Source organism: Lentzea sp. NPDC092896 (assembly GCF_044754905.1).
Classification (GTDB): domain Bacteria; phylum Actinomycetota; class Actinomycetes; order Mycobacteriales; family Pseudonocardiaceae; genus Lentzea.
The window spans coordinates 62,858-84,921 of the sequence record NZ_JBIVPX010000011.1 but is presented as its reverse complement, the minus strand read 5'-3'; the positions used below and the strand labels follow the sequence as shown (position 1 = coordinate 84,921).

Genomic DNA, 22,064 nt, shown 5'->3' with positions numbered 1-22,064 from the left:
CGCCGCTAACCCTAATGAGTGAGGGGACTCTGTTTGCGCAGGTCACACGCCCATGTGGTGTAGACCAATCTCAGGTGTGGTGCGCGCGACAGGATCGACTACGGTTCACGGCATGGCTCGCCGCGTGATCACGCTGACCGCGAAACAGGCCCTTGAGCAGCTCAGCAGGCCTGGCCCGCACCCCGTGCTGCGCGGCGACCTCGCGCTCGTCGGCCTGCCGGGCGTGATCTTCACGCCCCAGTCCGGCCTCGGTCTGCCCGCCGTCGCGTTCGGACACGGCTGGATGCAGCCCGTACGCCGCTACCACGGCCTTTTGCGGCACCTGGCGTCGTGGGGCGTGGTCGCCGCGGCACCGGCCGTGGAGCGCGGCCCGCTGCTGTCGTCGCGGGTGCTGGCGGCGAACCTGCTGACCACTTTGGACATCTCCACCGGCGTGCGGCTCGGCACCGGGGAGATCAGCGTCGACCCGTCGCGACTGGCGCTGGCCGGGCACTCGATGGGTGGCGGCGCGGCGGTGCTGGCGGCGTCGGGGTCGGACCGCATCAGGGCCGTTGTGACTTTGGCCGCAACGGAGACGCGACCCTCCGCGCTGGACGCGGCGCGGGAGGTGCGCGCGCCCGGACTGCACCTCGCGGCGGGCGAGGACCGCATCGCACCGCCCGTCGGCCACGCCGAGGCGATCGCCCAGGCCTGGGGCGGCCCAGTGCAGCTGCGGCTGCTGCCCAAGGCCTCGCACCTCGGGTTCACCGAGGGCCGGCACTGGAGCGAGCTCATGCTCGACGGCAGTGCCGAACGGGGATCGCAGAAGCTCGGGCGCGCGTTCGTGACGGCGTTCCTGCTCCGCGTGCTGACCGGCGACAAGACCTACGACGAACTGCTGGACACCGATCTGAAGAACGCGAACCTCGTCTTCCAGCGCGAAGCCTTGCGCCAGCGCTGACGGCGAGAGGCCCGCACCGGCGTTCGGTGCGGGCCTCTCGGCCGGAGAAATCCGGTCAGCTGAGCCAGGTCTGGCCGCTCAGGTCGTCATCGTCGTCCACCGGGGCAGGCCTGCGCGGCCGGGCCGGCGGAGGCGGCGGCGCGACCGGAGGCGGTACGACGGGCATCGGCGTTGTCGGCGGAGTGGACGCCTGCGGCGTGTAGCCACCGTCGTCGTCCTCCGGCCCGAACGCCATCTCGCCCGCACCACGCTCCGGGCGTTCCCACTGCGGCTTGCGCGGCTGCTGCTTCTCGCCCTGCTTGACGATGTTCTCGGCACTCTCGCGGGCCGCGCCGAGGTCGCGCTGGTGCTTGTCCTCGCGGGCCGCGATGTCGGCGGCCACCTTGTCCTGGCCCGCCTTGAGCTCGGCCGAGACGTCGGCCGTGGCGCGGCGGGTCCTCGCGAGGTTGTCGTCGAACAGCGCCTGCACGCGCGGGTCCGTTTCCCCGATCATCGCCATGGGTTGGCGGCCTCTCCTCGGTCATCGCCCAGCGTGGTCTGCATGGCGCTCAACGGGTTGCTGTTGTCGTCGTCGAACAACGTGCCCGTGGTGCGCCACTGGCTGGCTCCGCGCTCGGTGTCGCCGCCCTGCTGACCGCCGGCGCCGGCTCCGGCACCGCCGCCCATCATGCCGCCGCCACCCATCATGCCGCCGGAAGCCGCACCGCTCGGCGCCTGGCCCTGGGCGTCCTGCATGGAGGGCAGGTTCGCGGAACCCGCCTGACCGGCCTCGGAGGGGTTCGTGTTGAACGAGCCGCCGCTGCTGTCGCTCGAGTTCGGGCTGCTCCACGCGCTGTCCGCGTTCGAGCCGCCGAGCACGGACTCGCCGCTGCCCGCGCCGCCGGTGAACGAGACACCGGACGTCGACGTGCTGTCGGAGGCCTGGGCGAACTGCGGGGTGCTCTCCGCGGAGATCCTGGGCTCGCCGACGTTCGGCATGATGCCGTTGTCCTCGATGTAGCTGCGGCCCATCGACTCCTGGAAGCGCTCCGCCACGTTCGGCGTCGTCTCCCCCGGCGGGCTCCAGACCTGGTCGCCCGCGGGCGCGGGCATCGTCTGGAAGTCGGCCTCGGCGGGCAGCGTCGTGACGACGTCCTCGACGGCCTGTGGGAAGTCCGACTCCGGCGTGCGCAGGCCGTCCTCGAGCCTGCCGCCGTCGGCACCGCCCCCGCCGGGACCGGACTCGGAGCCCGGCGTCTGCGCGGCCGGGTTCTCGTCCTCGCCGAAGCCCACACCGATCTTGTCGGGCGTGCCGTCGCCGTTGTCCGCGGTCAGGTTGATCTCGCCGGTCTGGGTGTCGACCTCGGCCGTGAAGTTGACGCCGTCCTGCTCGATGTGGATCTTGCCGTCCGCGCCGACCTCGACCGGGATCGGGTTCGACTCCGACCCCAGCGGGCCCGTCGTCGGGGCCGCGCCGCCACCGGGCGCCGGCGTGCCACCGGCGGCAGGCGTCTGCCCGCCGGGAGTCTGGGCGCCCGCGGTCGGGTTCGAGCCGGTGAGCTGGTTGGCCATGTTGGTGATGGCCTGCGTGCCGTTCTGCCCCATCAGGGCCTTGGCGGCCTCGGGGTTCTTGCTGAAGTCCAGGTCGTAGGTCTTCGGCTCGCCCTTCGGCGTGTCGATCGTCATCTTCACGTGCCCGTTCGAGTCGGGCTCCGTGACCTTGATCGTGTTGTCGCCCGCCGTGACCGTGACGGTCTCGAGCTCTTCCTCCGGCTTCGGCTGGTCCGGCTTGCCGTCGCCGTCGAGGTCGTCGGGCTTGCCGTCACCGTCGGTGTCACCGGGAACGTCTGGCTTGCCGTCGCCGTCCTTGTCGAGCGGGTTCTCCGGCGGCTTCGGCATCTCCGGCGAGCCACCGCCGCCACCGCCGCTCGGGCTGCCGCCACCGCCGCCACCGTTCGGGCTGCCGCCGCCACCGCCGCCGTTGTCGACGGGCTTGCGCTCCTTGCCCGCGTCGGCGAACGCGGGCGGGTCGCCCACCTTGCCGAACGGGTCGTTGCCGAACGCGGAGGTGAGACCCGTGCCCATCGCGTCGTAGTCGCCCTGGACGCCGGTCTGCACGGCCTGGCAGTAGCCGTCGAACGCCTTCTTCTTGTTGTCGAACTCCTCGCAGAGCGCCTTCAGCTTCGCCTTGGCGTCGTTGATGATGTTGTCGCGCGTGCTGGAGATCCAGCCGCCCCAGCCCAGGCCGGCGAGCAGGCCGAGCGGACCACCGCAGATCGCCCCGACCACGCCGCCGAAGAGCGAGTTCGGCACTCCGACGAGCCAGTCGAGGACACCGCCGTCGTTCTCGAAGAGGTCGCCGTTCGCGTGACGGATCGCGGTCTCGGCCTCCTCGACCGTCAGGCCGCCGCACTTGTCCGAGTACTGGTCGTGGATCTGCTGCGCGAAGTCCTTGACGTGCTTCTGCATGTTGGTCACGCCGCCGGTGATCGCACCGGGGGCGGTGCCCGCCTGCTGGACGAACGTCTTCGAGGTCGTCGCGAACTTGTCGTGGTAGCCGCGCGCGGCCTCGGCCGCGGGGCCCTCCCAGGAACCGAGCCCGTTCCAGGCGGTGCCCAGCGCGCCGTCGTGCGCCTCCGCCTTCTTGACGTTCTCGGTGAGCTTGTGCGCGTCCTCGCGGAACTTCGCGAAGTCGATGTCGCGGACCTCGTCGTAGCGCCGGTAGATGTCGTTCTGGAGGTTCGGCGCGGCACCCTGGTGACCGCAGGCCTGCGCGGCCTTGGTGTAGATCGGGATGAACTTCTCGTAGAACCTGAGGCCGGGGGCGCCGGCGTCGAGCAGCGTGTTGCTGTTCGGAACGTCGCCCTGCTCGTTCAGGACCTTCTGGGTGGAGCCGAGCTCGCGCTCCACCTTGGCCTGGTTGACGAGCTTGTCGGCGTCGCCACCCTTCTTCTCCCACTGGGCGCGGTCGATCTCCTTGCCCGCGACCACGCCCACGCTGATCCCGGCCGTGGGAACGGCGAGCGCGGCGCCGAGCAGGTAGCTGCCGACGCCGGGATCGCTCGGGACCTCGACACCGTTGGCCTGCGCGTAGCGCTCGACCTCCTCATCGGAGGCGCCCGCACCGGCGAGTGCGGGAACGAGCTGCTTCTTGGTCTCCGGAGTGACGTTCGGGTCGTCGAGGAGCTTCTTGATCTCGGTCTGATCCGCCACGACTCGTTACCCCTTGAACTGGCTCGAGGTCTGCGCCTCGTTCGACTCGTACGTCTTGGCGACGTCCTTCAGACGCGTGGAGATACCGCTCGCCTCTTTGCCGAACTTCTCCAGGCTCGCGCCGAACTGGTCGAAGAAGGTCTTGTACTTGGCGGCTTCGGCCTGGAACTTGCGGCCGACCTGCCCGGCTCCGACGCCTGGTACGACCGAGGCCTTCATCTGGACCAGTTGTGATCCCTCGGCCTCGTACGTCCCCGCCGCTTTGGTCAAATCGCCGGACTGTACGCCGAACCCCGCCATTGCACGCCTCCCCTTGTCCCCGATCTGACGCAATTCGGCCTCATCGGGTTCCGCCATACAGTGCCAGCTCGGATCACACGGTGACCTGAGCTCCACGATGTCGGTTGCCTTAGTAAACAGCCATTCGGCGCAAGCCGCCGACGATCACCACTTGATCGGGTGGTGGCAGGTCACCAGCCGCCGGGCGCGGGCGGCTGCTGGCCGGGCGGAGGCTGCTGCTGCGGGTACCCCTGAGACGGGTACGGCTGTTGCGGCTGAAGTCCTGCGGCGGGTACGGCTGTTGTTGCTGGGGAAACCCCTGCGGAGGGTAGGGCTGCCCGGGATGGCCGTGACCGGGCGGAAACGGGGGCTGGGCGACGGGTTTGCGCTTCGACGTCGTGACGACGGCGATGACGACCGCTGTCACACCTCCCAGGAACACCAGGAGTACGAGCAACATCAGCATGGTCATTCCCCAGCCCCCGTCCGTCCTCAGTGCACCGAGGAAACCACACCCGCGAGGCGCTGCGCGGCCGACTCGGCCTGTTCGTGGCTCGTCGCCTCGACCATCACCCGCACGAGCTGCTCGGTGCCGGACGGGCGCAGCAGCACGCGACCGGTGTCGCCGAGCTCTGCCTCGACGGCGGCGACGGCCTCGCTGACCGTGGCCGCCTTGGCGACGGCCGCCTTGTCGGTGACCTTCACGTTGATCAGGACCTGCGGCAGGCGGCGCATCACCGAGGCGAGGTCGGCGAGCGACTTGCCGGTCTCGGCCATGCGGGCCATCAGGCGCAGCGCGGTGAGCAGGCCGTCGCCGGTCGTGGCGTGCGCGGGCAGCACGACGTGGCCGGACTGCTCGCCCCCGAGCGAGAAGCCACCGGCCTTGAGGTCCTGCAGCACGTAGCGGTCGCCGACGGCGGTGGTGCGCAGCCGGATCTTCGACTCGCGCATGGCGATGTGCAGGCCGAGGTTGCTCATCACGGTGGCGACGAGCGTGTCCTCGAACAGCTCGCCCGCGTCGCGCATGGCGAGCGCGAGGACCGCGAGGATCTGGTCGCCGTCGATCGGCTCGCCCTGGGCGTCCACGGCGAGGCAGCGGTCGGCGTCACCGTCGTGCGCGATGCCGAGGTCGGCACCGTGCTCGCGGACCGCGGCGGCCACGACGTCGATGTGAGTGGAACCACAGCCGGCGTTGATGTTGAGGCCGTCCGGGTTCGCGTTGATCGCGATCACCTCGGCCCCCGCGCGGCGGTAGGCGTCCGGTGCGGCCACCGACGCGGCACCGTTCGCGCAGTCCACCACGACCTTGAGGCCGTCCAGGCGGTGCGGTGTGACCTTGAGCAGGTGCTCGACGTACTGGGTCTCGGCGTCGGGAACATCACGCACCCGGCCGATCGCGGCACCGGTCGGCCGGTCGAAACCGGCGCCCATGTGCTGCTCGATCTCGTCCTCGACCGAGTCGGGCAGCTTGTGGCCACCAGCGGCGAAGATCTTGATCCCGTTGTCCGGCATGGCGTTGTGCGACGCGGAGATCATCACGCCGATGTCGGCGCCGAGGGCTGCGACCAGGTACGCGACTGCGGGCGTGGGCAGGGCGCCGACGCGCAGCACGTCCGCACCGGCCGAGGTGAGGCCGGCGGTGACGGCGGCGTCGAGCATCTCGCTGCTCGCCCTGGGGTCGCGGCCGACGACGGCGACGGGGCGGTGGGAGCGGTCGTGCTCGGCGAGCACCCGCGCCGCCGCGGAAGCGACGGACATCGCGAGTTCAGGGGTGAGATCGGCGTTGGCGAGACCGCGTACACCGTCGGTGCCGAACAGGCGGGCCATGGAACCTCCGAAGTGGACACTGCAAGGCGGCGGGGACTGACCCGGGAAACCCGGAAACCCTTGAAAAACACTGCGGGAGCAGCAGTTCGAAGTGAACTGCTGCTCCCGCAGGTACAGCTGTGACGCACTCGGGGTGCGGGGTGGCCCCGCAGTCACCGGGTTCGAGCAGTGGTCTGACGAAGCAGACAGAGCTCGCCCAGCGACTGACCCGTCAGCGCTTGGAGTACTGAGGCGCCTTGCGGGCCTTCTTCAGACCGTACTTCTTGCGCTCCTTGACCCGCGGGTCACGGGTGAGGAAGCCGGCCTTCTTCAGGACCGGGCGGTCCTCGGCGTCGATGGCGATCAGCGCACGCGCGATGGCGAGACGCAGCGCACCGGCCTGGCCGGTGATGCCGCCGCCGTGCAGGTTGCCGATCACGTCGAAGGTCTCGGGCTTCTCCGTGGTGACGAGCGGCTCCCTGATGAGCTGCTGGTGCACCTTGTTCGGGAAGTAGGTCTCGAGAGACTTGCCGTTCAGCGTGAACTTGCCGGTGCCGGGCACGAGGCGGACGCGGACGACGGCCTCCTTGCGGCGGCCGACGGTCTGCGCGAGGTGCGCGGCGCCGTTCAGCGAGGGCGCGACCACCGGAGCGGAGGTCTCCTCGACCTCGGCGTCGTCGGCGTCAGCCTCGACGGCCTCGGCCTCAACGGCTTCGGGAGCCTCTTCGGCCTCAGGAGCGTCGACGACCTCGGCCTCGACAACCTCGGCCTCGACCTCGGGGGTCTCGACCTCAGGGGTCTCGTTCTCAGGGGTGGTCACAGGAACTTCCTCGGTGTACTCGTCGCTCACTGGGCGATCTTCTTGATCTCGAAGGCCTGCGGCTGCTGCGCCTCGTGCGGGTGGCTCGCGCCTGCGTAGACCTTGAGCTTGTTCGCGATCTGGCGGCCGAGGCGGTTCTTGGGCAGCATGCCCTTGATCGCCTTCTCCACCAGACGGTCCGGACGGGTGTCCAGGACCTCGCCGAAGGACTGCTTGCGCAGACCACCGGGGAAACCGGAGTGGCGGTACTGGAACGCCTGGTCGCGCTTCGCGCCGGTCAGAGCGACCTTGTCAGCGTTGATGATGACAACGAAGTCACCGGTGTCAACGTGAGGTGCGTAAGTCGGCTTGTGCTTGCCGCGCAGCAGCGTCGCGGCCTGGGTGGCGAGCCGGCCGAGCACCACGTCCTGGGCGTCGATCACATGCCAGGTGCGGGTCACCTCACCGGGCTTCGGGCTGTACGTGCGCACGGATCTACCTCGTCGTCACTTGCGTCTGGGGTCACTGCGGCGGTTGCCCCAGACCGATCTTGGACGAACCAAGCGGTGGTTCCGAGACAGGCGCGACACATAGGGGTGCCAGCTACCGCACAACAACGTCAGAAGATACCGGATGGGTGGCTCCGGGACCAAAACGGCCCCTCCGAAGCTACCTCACCATGGACATACGCGAGCCCCGGACCACGTGGTTCCGGGGCTCGCGAGAGTTTCTTGCCGACTGCGGCGACTTACCAGCGCGCGGCGTTCATGCGCTCGGACGACTCGTAGGCCTCGCCGGCCTGCTGCACGGCGGTACCGATGGCGGCGAGCACGGCCTGCAGGTCTGCGGCGGCCTTGTCCCACTTGTCCTGCGCTGCCTGGTACTGGGTGGCGGCGTCACCGGTGTAGCCGGAGAGCGTGCTCGTCACCTTCGAGCGCAGGTCGTCGAGCTGCTGGTCGACGCTCTTGGCGGCGCTGCTGATCTGCGAAGCCGCGTTCGCCACCTCGGCGAAGGTAACCTCAATAGGACCGGTCATTGCTATCTCCCCTGGGATGTCTTTGAAGTCTGGAAACGCGAGAAACGACTGACGAACGAAGGCGAGATCAGGCGAGACGGCTGGAGATGCCGGTCATGCTCTGCGACTGCTCTTCCTCGTTGCGGGCGTAGACGTCCGCGGAGCTGGAGATCTGCTCGGCGATGGCCATCAGCGCTTCCTGCACCTTCGCCGCGTCGTCGTGGAAACGCGACATCAGGTTGGCGAACGCGGTGGCCGCGCCGCCCTTCCAGGTGCCGGCCAGCGTGTCGACGGTGCTGCCCACCTGACGGAGCGTGCCCTGCGTCTGGTCGTTGACGTCGGCGATGTGCTTCGCCAGCGCGTCGAGCTCTTCAGAAGTAACGGTCAATGCCATTGGGAGATGCCCCCTTCAGAGAACTTCAAGTCGTACTTCTTGGTTCGTACGCCTCTTCCGACGAGGACCCTGCCACGTCGGTTCCGTCCTGTCGCGATTTCTTTCGAAGTAGTTGCGCTAGTAAACGGCTCCGGGTGAAACCAGGCGTCAGTAGAGGATTCGCGACTGCGAAAAGTCCTCGTCATCGTCACTCACACGGGGAAGCTGGCCACTCGGACCGGCGACGGCGGAAGAACCGAGAGTCACCCGTTCCGTCTCAACTGGAACGGGCTCAACTGGAGCGGGCGCGGTGAGGTCGGCGGCGCTCGGCACCTGCTCGACGGCCAGGCCCCGGTCCGCGCGGAAGCCCGCGGCGGTCTGCTGGACCTCGCCGGAGGTGGCCTGAGCGCCGGGCTCGACCTTGCGCTCACGCGCCTGCGCGGCGAGGTCACGCGTGCGTTCCCGCAGCTTGGCGTTGCGTTCACCGATCTCACCCGACGCGCGACGGGCACGGGTGACCGCGGCTCCTACCTCGGCGCGGAACCGGGCGAGGACCTCGGTGGCGGACATCGGCGACTCCCTGAGGTTGCGACTGTCACTTGATGACGAGCGTGCTGACGATCCGCTCGCAGGCGGCGCGGACCTGGGCCCTGGCGGCCTCCGTCGCTTGGCAGCCCACGCTCACCTGGACTTCGCCGGCGAACTGGATGTACCACTCGACCCCGGTCACCGCGACCACTTCGCGATAGTGAACAACAGACTTGCCCGCGAATGTCGTGTTGTCGACGAAGTCGGCGACCTCGTCGCCATTCTCCTTCCGTTGCTGATACAGGCCCTTCAACTCACTCAACGCGCGAACTCGGTCCTGGTCGCTGTTGTACGTGAGTCTTTGCTCCTGCACAGCAATACGCGCTTCCGGTTGTTTGCTATCGGAATTCTTGCGCTCAATCGGTTGCAAAAGCACCTGCCGATCACCGGCCGCGCCGCCGGTCTGCTCCCACCCGTCCGGCCGGGCGAAGCTGTAGTCGTAGACGGCGATCTGATCGCCGGGCGGAGCCGGCTGCTGCGGCGGCTTGCGGTTCAACCAGAGGTAGCCACCGGCACCGGCCGCCGCGAGGACGACCACGACACCGATCGTGATGAACAGCGGAGCCCTGCTCTTCTTCCGCGGCGGCGACGGCGAGGCCGTGGCGAACGACACGGGGAACTGCCCGGGAGGCGGCGGCGTGATCCGGCGGGTGATCTTGCGGGTGGTGTCGTCGCCGACCCTCAGGTTGTGAGTCACCTCACCCGACGGGCCCTTCGGCTGCTGGGCGACACCGCCGGTCCGTTCCGGATCGAGACTCACCGCCCGCAGCGCGCCGCGGGCCACCACCGTCTCCGGCTGGTCGATGCTCGTCGGCACCACGCGGATCTGGTCGTGCACCAGGCGCGCGACGAGAGGGATCCGGCTCGACCCGCCGACCAGGAACACCCCGGCGAGCTGCTGGGGCCGCAGACCGGCGTCGCGGACGGTGGCGGCGGCCAGCGCGGCCGCCCGGTTCAGCGGCGCGGTGATCAGCTGCTCCAGGTCCGACCGCGTCACGTGCGCGTCGGGGAACGGCTGCGGCATCGGCACGTCGGTGTAGGCGTGCCGGGACAGCGTCTCCTTGGCACCCCGCACGTCCTGCCGCAGCACCCGCCGCTTGCGCCGGTCGGCCATCTCGCGGCCCTCGACGAGCTGCCGCCACGCCTCGGGGTCCTTGGCCGCGACCAGCCCGCCGACGTGTTCGAGCAACGCCTGGTCGATGTCGGCACCACCGAAGCTCGGGTCGCCCTTGGCGGACAGCACCCGGAAGCTCTTGCCCGCGCGCGCCACCACGCTGGCGTCGACCGTGCCGCCGCCGAGGTCGAGCACGGCGAGCGCCGCACCGTCCGGAATGGAGTGGCTCGCGGAGTGGAAGACGGCGGCGGCGACGGGCTCGGGCACCAGCACCAGCTCACGGCCGAGCCCCCGTGCCGCCTGCAGCAGGACGCGGGTGCGGACCGTGCCCCAGTCCGCGGGGTGAGTGAGGACGAGAAGGTCTACCGGCGCTCCGCCACCAACGCGCCGTGCTTCCCCTACGGCTCGCGACAGCACTGCGCGCACAACGTCCACAACGGGCAGCACGGTGCTGCCGAGCAGCAACTCCCCCTCGTCGACGCGGCGCTTCGGGTGCGGCTCGTAGCGGGCGGGGTCGACCGCGGCCTGGCGCTCGGCCTCCTGACCGACGAACAACGTCCCGTCGGCGGCGGCGAACACGGCGGACGGCACCAGCGGCTGGCCGTCGAACACGACGACCTGCGGCTCCCGGCCGTGCGCGGAGATCGCCACGCAGGTGCTCGACGTGCCGAAGTCGACCGCGACGTGCAGGCTCATGCACCTTCCCCTCTTCCGCGCACATGCTTACCCGATGCGACTGGGCAGGACGACACGGATGACGAAGGTCGCCGTGACGAGTTCAGCGCATCGCGCCACCCACGTCCGTCCCGGGGGTCGTTCCGCCTACTCCAGCGCGGCCAGCCTGGCGGCGAGCGCCTCAGCCTGGCCCTCGTCCAGTTGACGCAGAAGGTCCATCGCACGTCGCCAGGCCGCGGTGGCTTCCTCACGCTCATCCAGCTCGACCAAGGCGCTGCCCAGGTCCTGCAGGGCCAGAGCTTCGTACTCGGAGTCGCCGAGCCCGGCCAGGGCCTTGGCAGCGGGTCCGAGCACGGCCACGGCTTCGGCATGCCGTCCGAGTCGGGTAAGGGCTCTGCCCCGCACGGCGTGAATCCGCGCGAGAACGTGCTCGTCCCTGTCGTCGAACTCGGTCGCGATGACGACGGCACGGTCGATCGCGACGAGAGCCTCGTCGTGGCGGCCGAGCTCGGTCAGCATGAAGCCGATGTTGGAACGCGCGGCGCCCTCCATGTACCTGTTCTCGATCTCGGCGCTCACCTCGGCCGCCAGGCGCGAGGTGCCGAGGGCCGCCTCCACCTGACCGAGCCTCTCCTGGTGCGCGGCCAAGTTGATCAAACCGGCCGCCTCCGCAGTCCGTTCCCCCGACTCGCGGACGAACCGCAGTCCCTCCTCGAAACAGGCCAGCGCGTCGTCCTGGCGTCCGACGTCCGAGTAGAGACCAGCCAGCTTCAGCAGCAGGAACCCCTGCTCACGAGCAGTCCCGAAGGTCTGGACCGCCTCGAACATCTCGATCGCCTCCGACCAGCGCGGCTGGTTGTAGACCAGGAACCTCTGCACGTGCGTCGGGATCAGCAGCGCGAGCCGGCCCCACCCGCGTGCCGCGGCCTCGCGCAGGATCGCGTGGAGGTTGTCCCAGTCCTGCCGCACCCACGCCAGCGCGTCGAACCGCGAGGCGAACTCCCGCGGCACCACGCCCGACGTGATCTCACCGGCCCGCACCAGCGCGATCGGTTTCTCCACCAGAGCGGCGTTCTCGAGGGTGTGGACGTACCACTCGGTGATCCTCAGCGAGGCCGCCTCGTCATCACCGCACAGCTCGACCGCATAGGCGCGCAGCAGGTCGTGCAGGCTGTAGCGCCCAGGGGAAGGCGTCTGCACGAGAGCATCGGCGACCAGCCGCTCCAGCAGCCGCCTGGCCTGCGTCACCGACACCCCGGCCAACGCGGCGGCGGCGCTCACGTCGAAGTTCTGACCGGGGTGCACCGACAACAGCCGGAACATCCGCGCCGACTCCTCGTCCAACGCCCGGTACGACCACGAGAACACCGCACGGACGTCCACGTCGTAGAAGTCGCTGAACGCGTCGAGCCGCTCCTCGCGCAGCTCGGCCACGAACTCCCGCAGCGGCACGTCGGGGAAGCGCGCCACCCGTTCGGCGAACACGCGCAGCGCCAGCGGCAGGCCGGCACAGCGTTCGACGATCTCGCGCGCGGCCTCCGGTTCGGCGTCGAGCCGCTGTTCACCGAGCACGACCGCGAGCAACGACCGTGCCGCGTCGAACTCCAGCTCCTGCAGCCCGATCGCGGTCGCGTCGTGCTGGGAGACGAGCGCGCGGAGCTGGTTGCGACTGGTGATCAGCACCCGCACCCCGGCCGCGGCGGGCAGGAGGGGAAGGACCTGGCGCGCCGACGCGGCGTTGTCGAGCAGGAGCAGCAGCCTCAGGTCGACCAAGGTGGTGCGCAGCAGCGCGAACCGGGCGTCCGCGCCGGCCGGGACCTCGTCCACGCCGAGCCCGGCCAGCAGCGTCTCCGCCACGACAGCGGGATCGACCGGCTGCACCTCGGGATCGAACCCGCGCAGGTTCACGTAGAGGTCGCCGTCCGGGTAGTCCTCACGAACAGCGCGAGCCCAGTGCAGCGCCAGCGCGGTCTTGCCGACGCCACCGACGCCGTGCACGACCGTGACGCCCGTCGCCGTGCCGAGTTCCCCGAGTTCGTCCTCACGGCCCACGAAGTTCCGCACACCGTGCGGGAGCTGACGTGGCACCTGCACGCGCCTCCCAGGTGCCACCTCGGCTCGCAGGATCTGCTGGTGCAGCTCCTGCAGCGCGGGACAGGGATCGACGCCCAGCTCCTCGGCGAGCCTGGTCCGCAGGTCCTGGTACGCGTTCAACGCCTCGGCACGGTTGCCCGACCGGTACAGCGCGAGCATCAGGTGCGACCAGAACGGCTCCTGCAACGGATGATCAGCGACCAGCGACCTCAGCTCCGCCACCAGCTCGCCGGAGAGCCCGCTGTCCAGATCGGCGTCGATGCGCCGCTCCAGCACCGTGAGCCGCTCGTCGACCAGCCGCGGCACGTCCTCGCGGTGCAGGACGTCCGACGCGACGTTGCCGAGCACCGCCCCGCGCCACAACGCCGCGGCCGCACCGAAGTCACCCGAACCCGCGAAGGCGCGGAACCGCAGCAGGTCCAGCTGGTCCGGTTCGACCACGGCGACATAACCACCGGTCCGGGTCTGCACGCAGTCCGCCTCACCCAGCGCGACCCGCAGCCGCCGCACGACCATGTGCAGCGTCTTGTGCGCGCGGTCGGCGTTGGGCGGGGCACCGTCCCACAGCCGGTCGACCAGTTCATCCACCAGCACCAACTGGTTGGGGCGCAACAACAACACGGCCAGCAACGTCTGCACCTGCCCGGCCGGCACCGCGACCGGCTCGCCGTCGAGCAGCACTTCCAGCGGACCCAGCACCCGGAACTCGACGCTCACGTTCACCTCATTTCACGACGAGTGTGGCAGTTCATCAGGCATCAGGAGAGTTCAGCGATGCGAGCCCGCAGCTTCTCCGCCGCCTGCTCGTTGCCCATGTCCTCGCGCAGCAGCAACGCCTCCTTCAACGCGGCCACGGCGTCCTCCGCTCGTCCGGCGCGGGCATGTGCGTCGGCGAGGTTCTCGAGCGTCACGCTCTTGATGGCGTCCGGCAGCTGGTCGCCGGGCAGCGCGAGCACCCGCTGGAACGTCGCGACGGCCTCGGCGAGGTGGCCGCGTTCCAGGTGCAGCAGACCGCGAGTGTCCAAAGTGGAGGCCGCGAGCTCGGCCATGCCCTCCTGGGTGACGACGGCGTACGCCTCGTCGTTCGCGGTGAGTGCGGCGTCGAACTCCTTGAGGCCCACCAACGTCATCGAGTAGTTGTTCAGCGCCATGGCCAGCCCGGACGGCGAGCCCTGTTCCCGGCGCTTCTCGATCGCTCGTTCGTGCAGGGCCTTCGCCGACTCCAGGTCGCCGCTCATCGCGTGGTTGATGGCCCACTGGTCGAGGGTGACCGCGATGCCGTGCAGGTGGCCGATCTCCTCGCGCACCCGCAGCGCCTCGGCGTAGTGGACGGCGCCGTCGGCGAACGCTCCCAGGGCGGAGAAGGCGTTGCCGAGCGAGTGCAGGGTGATGCCCTCGGCGTACCTGTCGGCACTCGCGCGGGCGGCCGCGAGTGCGACGCGGTACAGCGCGATCCGTTCCGACGGCCGCCCGCGCAAGTAGAGGTAGCCGAACATGACGGTCGCGAGCTGCCAGGCGTGCTGGTGCAGGCCGCACTCACCGGCTAGCCCGACGGCGGCGAGGAGGTTCTCGTGCTCGGTCTCGCACCAGGCGGCGGCGACCGCCGAGTCCTCGAACAGCACCGGCTGAACGCCGTCGGAGAGCGGGCACAACGTGATGGCGACCCGGCTGTGGCGCAACAGCCGGTCGGCGCTGTCCACCGAGTGCAGGTAGAACTCCAGCAGCCGGCGGACGGCCGTGAGCCGCTCGGCGGCCGGATCCGTCTCCCGCAGCGAGCCCGCGTACGCGCGCAGCAGGTCGTGGGACGTGTACCGGCCCGGCGAGAGTTCGATGACGAGGTGCATGCGCGCCAGCGTCTGCAACGACCTGCGCACCTCGGCGCGGCGGCGGCCGTCGAGTGCGGTGGCCGCGTCCAGCGAGATGTCCGGGCCCGTGGTCAGGCCGAACAACCGGAAGAGCCTCGCCGTGTCGTCGTCCAGGCGGCCGCAGGACGTGGCGAAGACCGCCTCGACGTGGGTCATCAGGCCGTCCGCGGCCCTGAGCTCGGCGACGAGTTCGCGCAGGCCGAGACCGGGATCGTCGGCCGCCCTGGAGGCGGAGACGGCGAGGGCGAGCGGCAGGCCGCCGCAGAACGCGACCAGGTCGGCGACGGCGTCCGGTTCGGCGGCCACGCGCCCGGCACCGAGGCGGGCGGTGAGCAGTGCGACGGCGTCGTCCTCACCGAGCAGGCCGAGCGTCACCGGGACCGCGCCCTCGCGGACGACGAGTCCGGTGAACCGGTTGCGGCTGGTGATCACGACCAGGCAGCCGCGGCCGGCGGGCAGCAGCGGACGGACCTGTTCGACGTCGCGGGCGTTGTCGAGCAGCACCAGCACGCGGCGGTCGGCGACGACGCTGCGGTAGAGCGCCGCTCGTTCGGGCAGGTCCACCGGAACCCGGCTGCCGGACACCCCGAAAGCGCCGAGGAACGCCGCCAGCACCTCGGCCGGGTCTGCGGGATCGGCGGACGGCTCGAAGCCGCGCAGATCGACGTAGAGCTGCCCGTCCGGGAAGCGGTCCGCGACCGAGTGCGCCCACCGCACGGCCAGTGCCGTCTTGCCGATCCCCGCGGTGCCGTCGATCGCGGTGATCACCACCGCCGCCCCGCCCGTGGTGACCTCGGTCAGCCTGGCCAGTTCGGCGTCGCGGCCGGCGAAGTGCACGGCCCCGACGGGCAGCTGCCGCGGCACACCGGCCCGCGAGGCCGGGTCGAGCAGCCGGGCGTGCAGGTCGCGCAACGGCTGACCGGGCTCGACGCCCAGTTCGTCGTCGAGGTGGTCGCGGATCTGCTCGTACGCGGCGAGCGCCTCCCGGTGCCGTCCCGCCTGGTGCAGCGCGTGCACCAGCTGCGCCCAGAACCCTTCGCGCAACGGATGCTCGCCGGTCAGTTCGCGCAGCTCGTCCACCAGTGCGGCTCCGCGCCCGCGCGCCAGATCGGCCTCGACGCGCCGGCCGTGCACCACGAGCCGTTCCTCGACGAGCGGCGGCACGTCCTCGCGGTGCAGGTGCGTCGACGCGACGTTGGCCGCCACCTCACCACGCCAGTGCGCGAGCGCGGCGGCGAACTCACCCTCGGCGGCGAGCCGGCGGAACCGGGTCAGGTCGAGCCGGTCCGGATCCACCTCGGCCAGGTAGCCACCGGTGGCCGTGCGCACGCAGTTGGCGTCCCCCAACGCCATCCGCAGCCGCCGCACGACCATCTGCAACGTCTTGTGCGCGCGATCGATCGTGGGCGGCTCACCGTCCCACAGCCGGTCCACCAGCTCGTCGACGGACACGAACCGGTTGGGCCGCAACAGCAACGTGGCGAGCAGCACGCGCCCGCGCCCGGCGGGAACCTGCACGCGCACGCCGTCGCACAGCACCTCCAACGGCCCGAGGACGCGGTACTCGACGTTCATGGGCTCCTTCACCTGCTCGTCCACAGTGGATTCTTGAGGGGTGTGACCGAAGTGTGAGCGCCGGTCGGCAAGCTCATCATCAGCCGGGGACGACAGCGACAAGTGGCTTTGCCTGGGGGGTCGCGGTCGTCTCCGGCTACTCCAGTGCCGCGAGCCTCCCGGCGAGCTCCTCCGCCCGCTCGTCGCCGAGATCACGCCAGAGTCCGATCGCACGCTGCCACACCGCGGGGATCTCGGCACGCCGATCCAGGCCCAGCAAGGCTTCACCCGTGCGCATGAGCAGTTCCGCCTCGGTGAGGGTGTCGCCGATCTGCCGCGTCTCCTCCACGACGGCCTGAAGCCGGGGCAACGCGTCTTCGTGCCGGCCGAGGCCTGCGAGCGTCGAGGCTCGGGCACAACGCACCCGAAGCTTCACGTAGTCGTCCTGGACCTTCGGCGCCAGTTCCTCCGCGCGCTCGACGGCGTGAAGCGCTTCGGCGTACTGGCCGTTCACGTTGAACCACACGGCATGATTGGCGTGAACGGCGCACGCCAGGTACCAGGCTTCGATCTCGACAGCGATGGCGAGCGCCCGCTGCTTGCTGGACTCCGCCTCGTCCAGCATCCCGAGCTGTCCCTGAACGCTGGACATGTTGATCAGGCCAACCGCCTCGGGATACCGCTCACCCGCCTCGCGCACGAGCAGCAACGCTTCCTCATAAGTCTGCAACGAGTCGTCATAACGCCTGACGTTCTGGTAGAGCGACGCCAGGCTGAGCTTCAGTTTTGCCTGCTCGCGTGGTGCGCCGAGCGTCGCGGCGACCTCGAACATCTCAATGGCGTCAGGCGCGCGCACGGGTTGGATGCTGACGAAGTAGAACAGGTACATCGGAACCAGCTGAGCGTGCCGCTGCCAGCCTCGGGTGACGGCCGCGAACATGACGGCCTTCAGGTTGGCCCACTCCTGGCGGCGCCAGGCAAGTGTGTCGGACCACGAGGAGAACTCCTGTGGCACAACGCCGGAGACCACCTCGCCCGCGTCCACCTGCGCGACGACGCTGTTGAGGCTCGCGGCGTTCTTCAGCGTGTGGACGTACCACTCGGTCATCCGCAGCGCGGCTTCCTCGTCGTCCCCGCACAACTCGGCCGCATAAGCCCGCAGCAGGTCGTGCAGGCAGTACCGGCCAAGTGACCGCGTCTGCACGAGGTGGTCGGCGACCAGCCGTTCCATCAACCGCCGCGCGTGCGCCACCGGCACGCCCGCCAACGCGGCGGCGGCGCTGATGTCGAAGTCCTGTCCCGGATGCACGGACAGCAACCGGAACATCCGCGCCGACTCCTCGTCCAGCGCCCGGTACGACCAGCTGAACACAGCGCGCACGTCGACGTCCGCGAAGTCGCTCAACGCGTCGAGCCGCGCGCTCTCCAGCTCCGCGACGAACTCCTCGAGCGAGGTCTCCGGGAACCGCGACACCCGTTCGGCGAAGACCCGCAGTGCCAGCGGCAGCCCCGCGCACCGCTCGACGATCTCGCGCGCGGGCTCCGGTTCCGCGTCGAGCCTGTCCTCACCGAGCACGGCGGCGAGCAACGACCGCGCGTCCTCGAACTCCAGCTGCCGCAAGCAGATCGCCGTCGCGTCGTGCTGCGAGACGAGAGCACGCATCTGGTTGCGGCTGGTGATCACGACCCGCACCCCGGCCGCGCCGGGCAGCAGCGGCAGCACTTGGCGTGGCGACGCCGCGTTGTCGAGGACCAGCAGCAACCGCCGGTCGACGAGAGTGGTGCGCAGCAACGCGAACCGCGCCTCCGCCTGAGCCGGAACCTCGTCCACGCCCAGTCCGACGAGCAGCATCTCGGCGGCGGCCGCCGGGTCGACCGGTCGTGCCTCGGGGTCGAACCCGCGCAGATTCACGTAGAGGTCGCCGTCCGGGAAGTCCTCGCGTGCCTCGCGGGCCCAGCGCAGCACCAGCGTCGTCTTCCCGACGCCACCGACGCCGTGCACGACCGTGACGCCCGGCTTGGCCAGCAGGCCGAGTTCCTCCTCCCGGCCGACGAACGTCCGCACCGCGGCCGGCAGCTGACGCGGCACCTGACGCCGTTCGCCGGGAGCCACCTCGGCCCGCAGGATCTGCTGGTGCAGTTCCCACAGCGCCGGACCGGGATCGATGCCGAGCTCGTCGGCCAGCTTCTCGCGCACGTCCTGGTAGACCCGCAACGCCTCGGCCTGCTGGCCGGACCGGTACAGCGCGAGCATCAGGTGCCGCCAGAACGACTCCCGCAACGGGTGCTCGGCGATCAGCGACCGCAGCTCCGCCACCAGCTCGCCGGACAGGCCGTGGCCGAGGTCGGCGTCGATGCGCCGCTCCAGCACCGTGAGCCGCTCGTTCACCAGCTGTGGCACGTCGTCCCGGTGCAGCCGCTCGGACTGCACGTTGCCGAGCACCGGACCGCGCCACAACGCCGAGGCCGCGCCGAAGTCACCGGAGCCGGCCAGCGCGCGGAACCGCAGCAGGTCGAGCTGGTCCGGGTCGATCACGGCCTGGTAGCCGCCGGGCAGGGTGCGCACGCAGTCCGCCTCGCCCAGCGCGACCCGCAGCCGCCGCACCACCATCTGCAACGTCTTGTGTGCACGGTCGACCGTCGGCGGTTCGCCGTCCCACACGTGGTCGACGAGCTCGTCGACGGACACGAACCGGTTGGGCCGCAACAACAGCGTCGCCAGCAGCACGTGGCACCGGCCGCCGGGGACGGCCACCGGTCCGTCGTCGAGCAGCACCTCCAACGGCCCCAGCACGCGGTACTCGGCTCGCACAAGTCCCCCCAGGTCGCAGCCAGTTTAGCGGCGTGTGATCGCGGTGTGAGCAAAGTGTGAGCGGGGCCGGGCAGAGTACTTCTCAGCGGTGCTGGTGGCTGAGTTACCTGGGGGGCCACCAGCACCGCTCATCAGTTCCCGGGACGCGGCGTCGCGGCCGTGACCGAAGTGTGAGCGCGATCAGCGACTCTGTGAGCGGCCGGCCTCTCCTCGGTTACCTCCCTCTTCACCGTGGAGGGGCCGGCCTCAGTTCAACGAGGCCAGCAGCTCGCGCACGTCGTCGGCCTGCGCGTTGCCCAGGTCGTCGTAGACGTCGAGCGCCGCGAGGTAGTAGCCGCGGGCCGCGTCCAGTTCGCCCAGCTCCCGTTTCATGTCGGCCAGCCGCACGAGCGTGTCCGCCTGGTAGTGGCGGTACGACAACGTCGCCTGCAGCTCGACGGACCTGAGGTAGTTCGCCTCCGCCTCCTCGTAGCGGCCCAGCGCGCGGTAGATGCTGCCGAGGGTGTCGCGGTTCGAGGCCACCACGGTGTCCCGCTCGTCCGGCACCAGGTCCAGGTACATGTCCCGGGCCTGTTCGGCGTGCGCGGCCGCCTCGTGGTGGTCGCCGAGCTCGTGGTGCACGAAGGCCAGCGACGCGGAGACGCTCGCCAGTTCGATGCGGTCACCGCTGCGCATCGCCACGTCCAGGGCCTGCAGCAACGGGTCGAGCGCACGCCGGTGCCTGTCCTGCCTGGCCAGCAGGTAGGCGAGGCCGCGCAGGTCGTTCGACAACCCGATGAGGTCGCCCAGCCGTTCGTCCAGGGCGACGGCCGCGCGGAGCTGGCGCTCGGCCTCGTCGAACTCCCGCCCCGGCACCAGACAGGACACCAGGCCGCGGCGGGCCCGGCACTCCCCCTCGAGATCACCCGCCCGGCGCGCGGCGGCGACGGCGAGTCGTTGCAGGCGTTCGCCCTCGCGCCACCGGCCGGTGGCCAGCAGGAAGTGCCGGATCGCCCACACCGTGCGCCACACGTGACCGTCGAAGCCCGCCTCGCCCGCCGCGACGACCGCGGGACCGAAGACCGCGCGTTCCTCTGCGTACCAGCGGTCGGCGTCGGTGCTCATCTCGAACGCCAGCACGACGGCGCCGGGAGCAGGGTCAGGTGTGGTGATGGGCTGGCGCAACGGGTCCGACCTCTCCGCGGCGGCCAGCGCGGAGTGCATGAGGTGGTCGAAGAACCGCTGTTGGGCCGCCTCGCGCTCAGCAGGCGACAGACACAGAGCCGCCTCCTCCGCCGCGTACGAACGCATCAGGTCGTGCAGCCGGTAGCGGCCGTTCTGGCTGTTGATCAGGCTGTAGCGGACCAGCTCGTCCAGCGCGTCGGCCGACGGCCGCGCCATGAGGCTGGTCGCGGCGGGCTCGGTCACGTCCGGGCCGGGGTGCAGGCCCAGCAGCACGAACAGACGCGCCGCCACCGGGCTCAGCCATCCGAACGTCCACGAGAACACCGCCCGCACGCTGGTCAGCGGATCGTCGGTGTCCAACGCGTCCAGCGCGGCGTGTTCGAGTTCCTCCACGAGCACGCCGAGCGGGTGCTGGTCGAGCATCGCCCGTGCCGCCACCACGGCGAGTGCCAGCGGCAGTCCCGCACACAGCTCGACGAGCCTGGCGGCCGCCGCGGGTTCCTCGGCGACCCGGTGCGCGCCGACCCTGCCGCCGAAGAGCGTCATCGACTCCTCCGGTCCCAGCACGTCGAGCTGGAACGTCCGGTCCTGCGTGACCAGGCCGCGCAAGCGGTTGCGGGACGTGATCACGGCCAGACTCTGTGACCCGCCTGGCAGCAGCGGCCGCACCTGCGCCACGTCCCGGACGTTGTCGAGCAGCACCAGCACCCGCCGCCGCGACAGCAGCGTCCGGTAGCTCTCCAGCATCGCCTCGGTACCGGCCGGGACCTCGTCCGCGGGCACGCCGAGTGCCAGCAGGAAGTCGCGGGCGGTGCTGATCGGGTTCACCGGGGATCCGGTCGGATCGAACCCGCGCAGGTCGCTGTAGAGCTGCCCGTCCGGGAACCGGCCGGCGATCCGGTGCGCCCACTGCACCGCGAGTGACGTCTTGCCGATGCCACCGCTGCCGTTGATCACCAGCTGCCCGGACGCGCGCACGGCGTCGAGCCGGTCGAGTTCCCGTTCCCTGCCCACGAAGTGCGGCAACGCGGTCGGCAGCTGCCGGGGAACGTGGTGGTGCGACGGAACGAGCACCACCGTCGTGGGGACTTCTCCCGCCAGCACCTGCTGCTGCGCCTCCCGCAGCCGAGGTCCCGGCGTGACGCCTAGTTGCTCGCCCAGCACGACCGCGACCTCCTGGTAGGTCGCGAGCGCGTCCGCCTGCTGCCCGCCGCGGTGCAGGGCGAGCATCAGCTGCGCCCAGAACACCTCCCGCACCGGGTGCTGGCGGGTGAGCGTCCTGAGCTCCGGCACCAGTTCGGCCGCGACACCCCGCTCCAGGTCGTCGTCGATCCGCTTCTCCAGCGCTGCCAGCCGTTCCTCGACCAGCGCCGGCACGAGATCGCGGTGCAGCGACTCCGCCGGGACGTTCGCCAGCACCGGCCCGCGCCACAACGCCGTCGCCTCGGCGTGCTCACCCGCCCTCAGGTGGGCGCGGAACATGAGCAGGTCGAGCTGCTCCTGCCCGACCACGGCCGCGTAACCGCCCGCACCCGTCCGCACGCAGTTCGCCGCGCCGAGCGCCTGCCGCAACCGGGTCACGACCATGTGCACCGTCTTGCCCGCGCGGTCCGCGCTGGGCGGCGCCCCGTCCCACAGCCGTTCGACGATCTCTTCCACGGAGACGAACTCGTTGGCGCGCAGGAGAAGCGTGCCGAGCAGAACCCGGCACCGGCCGGCCGGGACGGTGACCGGGACACCGTCGAGCAGGACCTCGAGCGGCCCCAGGACGTGGTACTCGACTCGCACGTAGCC

Annotated in this window: 16 protein-coding genes; 1 reads left to right on the top strand and 15 read right to left on the bottom strand. The window is 70.5% G+C overall.

Annotation, left to right across the window (positions count from 1 at the left end; genetic code table 11):
• Positions 1-112 precede the first annotated feature (112 nt).
• On the top strand, positions 113-940 hold the full coding sequence (locus ACIQF0_RS39430) for a chlorophyllase/cutinase-like alpha/beta fold protein (protein WP_360048310.1): 828 nt from the start codon (positions 113-115) through the stop codon (positions 938-940).
• Positions 941-995: 55 nt separating this feature from the next.
• Here the strand turns inward: ACIQF0_RS39430 and ACIQF0_RS39425 are convergent, their stop codons facing one another.
• From ACIQF0_RS39425 to ACIQF0_RS39355, 15 genes are all read right to left on the bottom strand, one after another.
• On the bottom strand, positions 996-1,439 hold the full coding sequence (locus ACIQF0_RS39425) for a hypothetical protein (protein ID WP_401038692.1): 444 nt from the start codon (positions 1,437-1,439) through the stop codon (positions 996-998).
• Positions 1,430-4,132 carry a hypothetical protein gene (locus ACIQF0_RS39420; RefSeq protein ID WP_401038690.1) on the bottom strand — a complete coding sequence of 901 codons (2,703 nt, stop codon included), beginning with the start codon at positions 4,130-4,132 and terminating at the stop codon, positions 1,430-1,432. Before ACIQF0_RS39420 ends, ACIQF0_RS39425 begins: the two co-directional genes overlap by 10 nt.
• A 6-nt stretch (positions 4,133-4,138) precedes the next feature.
• Positions 4,139-4,402 (bottom strand): hypothetical protein, encoded by a 264-nt coding sequence (locus ACIQF0_RS39415; RefSeq protein WP_401038688.1) that lies wholly within the window; start codon positions 4,400-4,402, stop codon positions 4,139-4,141.
• A gap of 139 nt (positions 4,403-4,541) precedes the next feature.
• Positions 4,542-4,877: a hypothetical protein gene (locus tag ACIQF0_RS39410; protein WP_401038685.1), complete on the bottom strand. Its 336-nt coding sequence runs from the start codon at positions 4,875-4,877 to the stop codon at positions 4,542-4,544.
• Between the two features lie 26 nt (positions 4,878-4,903).
• Positions 4,904-6,238: a phosphoglucosamine mutase gene (glmM, locus tag ACIQF0_RS39405; protein ID WP_360048318.1), complete on the bottom strand. Its 1,335-nt coding sequence runs from the start codon at positions 6,236-6,238 to the stop codon at positions 4,904-4,906.
• Positions 6,239-6,449: 211 nt separating this feature from the next.
• Positions 6,450-7,037, bottom strand: a complete 588-nt coding sequence (rpsI, locus tag ACIQF0_RS39400; RefSeq protein WP_360048320.1) for a 30S ribosomal protein S9 — start codon at positions 7,035-7,037, stop codon at positions 6,450-6,452.
• 26 nt (positions 7,038-7,063) lie between these two features.
• The gene (gene rplM, locus ACIQF0_RS39395; protein ID WP_030478339.1) at positions 7,064-7,507 is read right to left on the bottom strand and encodes a 50S ribosomal protein L13; all 444 of its coding nucleotides are present in this window, start codon (positions 7,505-7,507) and stop codon (positions 7,064-7,066) included.
• Positions 7,508-7,764: 257 nt separating this feature from the next.
• A complete protein-coding gene (locus ACIQF0_RS39390) occupies positions 7,765-8,052 on the bottom strand; it encodes a WXG100 family type VII secretion target (protein ID WP_401038681.1) in 288 nt (95 codons plus the stop codon).
• 67 nt (positions 8,053-8,119) lie between these two features.
• Positions 8,120-8,425, bottom strand: coding sequence for a WXG100 family type VII secretion target (locus tag ACIQF0_RS39385; RefSeq protein WP_401038679.1), 306 nt, complete (start codon positions 8,423-8,425; stop codon positions 8,120-8,122).
• 147 nt (positions 8,426-8,572) lie between these two features.
• A complete protein-coding gene (locus ACIQF0_RS39380) occupies positions 8,573-8,974 on the bottom strand; it encodes a hypothetical protein (protein WP_401038677.1) in 402 nt (133 codons plus the stop codon).
• A 25-nt stretch (positions 8,975-8,999) separates the two neighbouring features.
• The gene (locus tag ACIQF0_RS39375) at positions 9,000-10,802 is read right to left on the bottom strand and encodes a type VII secretion-associated protein (protein ID WP_401038675.1); all 1,803 of its coding nucleotides are present in this window, start codon (positions 10,800-10,802) and stop codon (positions 9,000-9,002) included.
• A gap of 126 nt (positions 10,803-10,928) precedes the next feature.
• On the bottom strand, positions 10,929-13,592 hold the full coding sequence (locus ACIQF0_RS39370; RefSeq protein ID WP_401038673.1) for a BTAD domain-containing putative transcriptional regulator: 2,664 nt from the start codon (positions 13,590-13,592) through the stop codon (positions 10,929-10,931).
• A gap of 41 nt (positions 13,593-13,633) precedes the next feature.
• The gene (locus ACIQF0_RS39365; protein ID WP_401038670.1) at positions 13,634-16,339 is read right to left on the bottom strand and encodes a BTAD domain-containing putative transcriptional regulator; all 2,706 of its coding nucleotides are present in this window, start codon (positions 16,337-16,339) and stop codon (positions 13,634-13,636) included.
• 112 nt (positions 16,340-16,451) lie between these two features.
• Positions 16,452-19,106 (bottom strand): BTAD domain-containing putative transcriptional regulator, encoded by a 2,655-nt coding sequence (locus ACIQF0_RS39360; protein WP_401038667.1) that lies wholly within the window; start codon positions 19,104-19,106, stop codon positions 16,452-16,454.
• Positions 19,107-19,352: 246 nt separating this feature from the next.
• Positions 19,353-22,058: a BTAD domain-containing putative transcriptional regulator gene (locus tag ACIQF0_RS39355; RefSeq protein WP_401038665.1), complete on the bottom strand. Its 2,706-nt coding sequence runs from the start codon at positions 22,056-22,058 to the stop codon at positions 19,353-19,355.
• Positions 22,059-22,064 lie beyond the last annotated feature (6 nt).

Excerpts from the sequence above, each read along its gene's own strand:
- ACIQF0_RS39430 (WP_360048310.1), top strand. The coding sequence starts at position 113 with ATGGCTCGCCGCGTGATCACGCTGACCGCGAAACAGGCCCTTGAGCAG.
- ACIQF0_RS39425 (WP_401038692.1), bottom strand. The coding sequence starts at position 1,439 with ATGGCGATGATCGGGGAAACGGACCCGCGCGTGCAGGCGCTGTTCGAC.
- ACIQF0_RS39410 (WP_401038685.1), bottom strand. The coding sequence starts at position 4,877 with ATGCTGATGTTGCTCGTACTCCTGGTGTTCCTGGGAGGTGTGACAGCG.
- glmM (WP_360048318.1), bottom strand. The coding sequence starts at position 6,238 with ATGGCCCGCCTGTTCGGCACCGACGGTGTACGCGGTCTCGCCAACGCC.
- ACIQF0_RS39390 (WP_401038681.1), bottom strand. The coding sequence starts at position 8,052 with ATGACCGGTCCTATTGAGGTTACCTTCGCCGAGGTGGCGAACGCGGCT.
- ACIQF0_RS39385 (WP_401038679.1), bottom strand. The coding sequence starts at position 8,425 with ATGGCATTGACCGTTACTTCTGAAGAGCTCGACGCGCTGGCGAAGCAC.
- ACIQF0_RS39380 (WP_401038677.1), bottom strand. The coding sequence starts at position 8,974 with ATGTCCGCCACCGAGGTCCTCGCCCGGTTCCGCGCCGAGGTAGGAGCC.
- ACIQF0_RS39375 (WP_401038675.1), bottom strand. The coding sequence starts at position 10,802 with ATGAGCCTGCACGTCGCGGTCGACTTCGGCACGTCGAGCACCTGCGTG.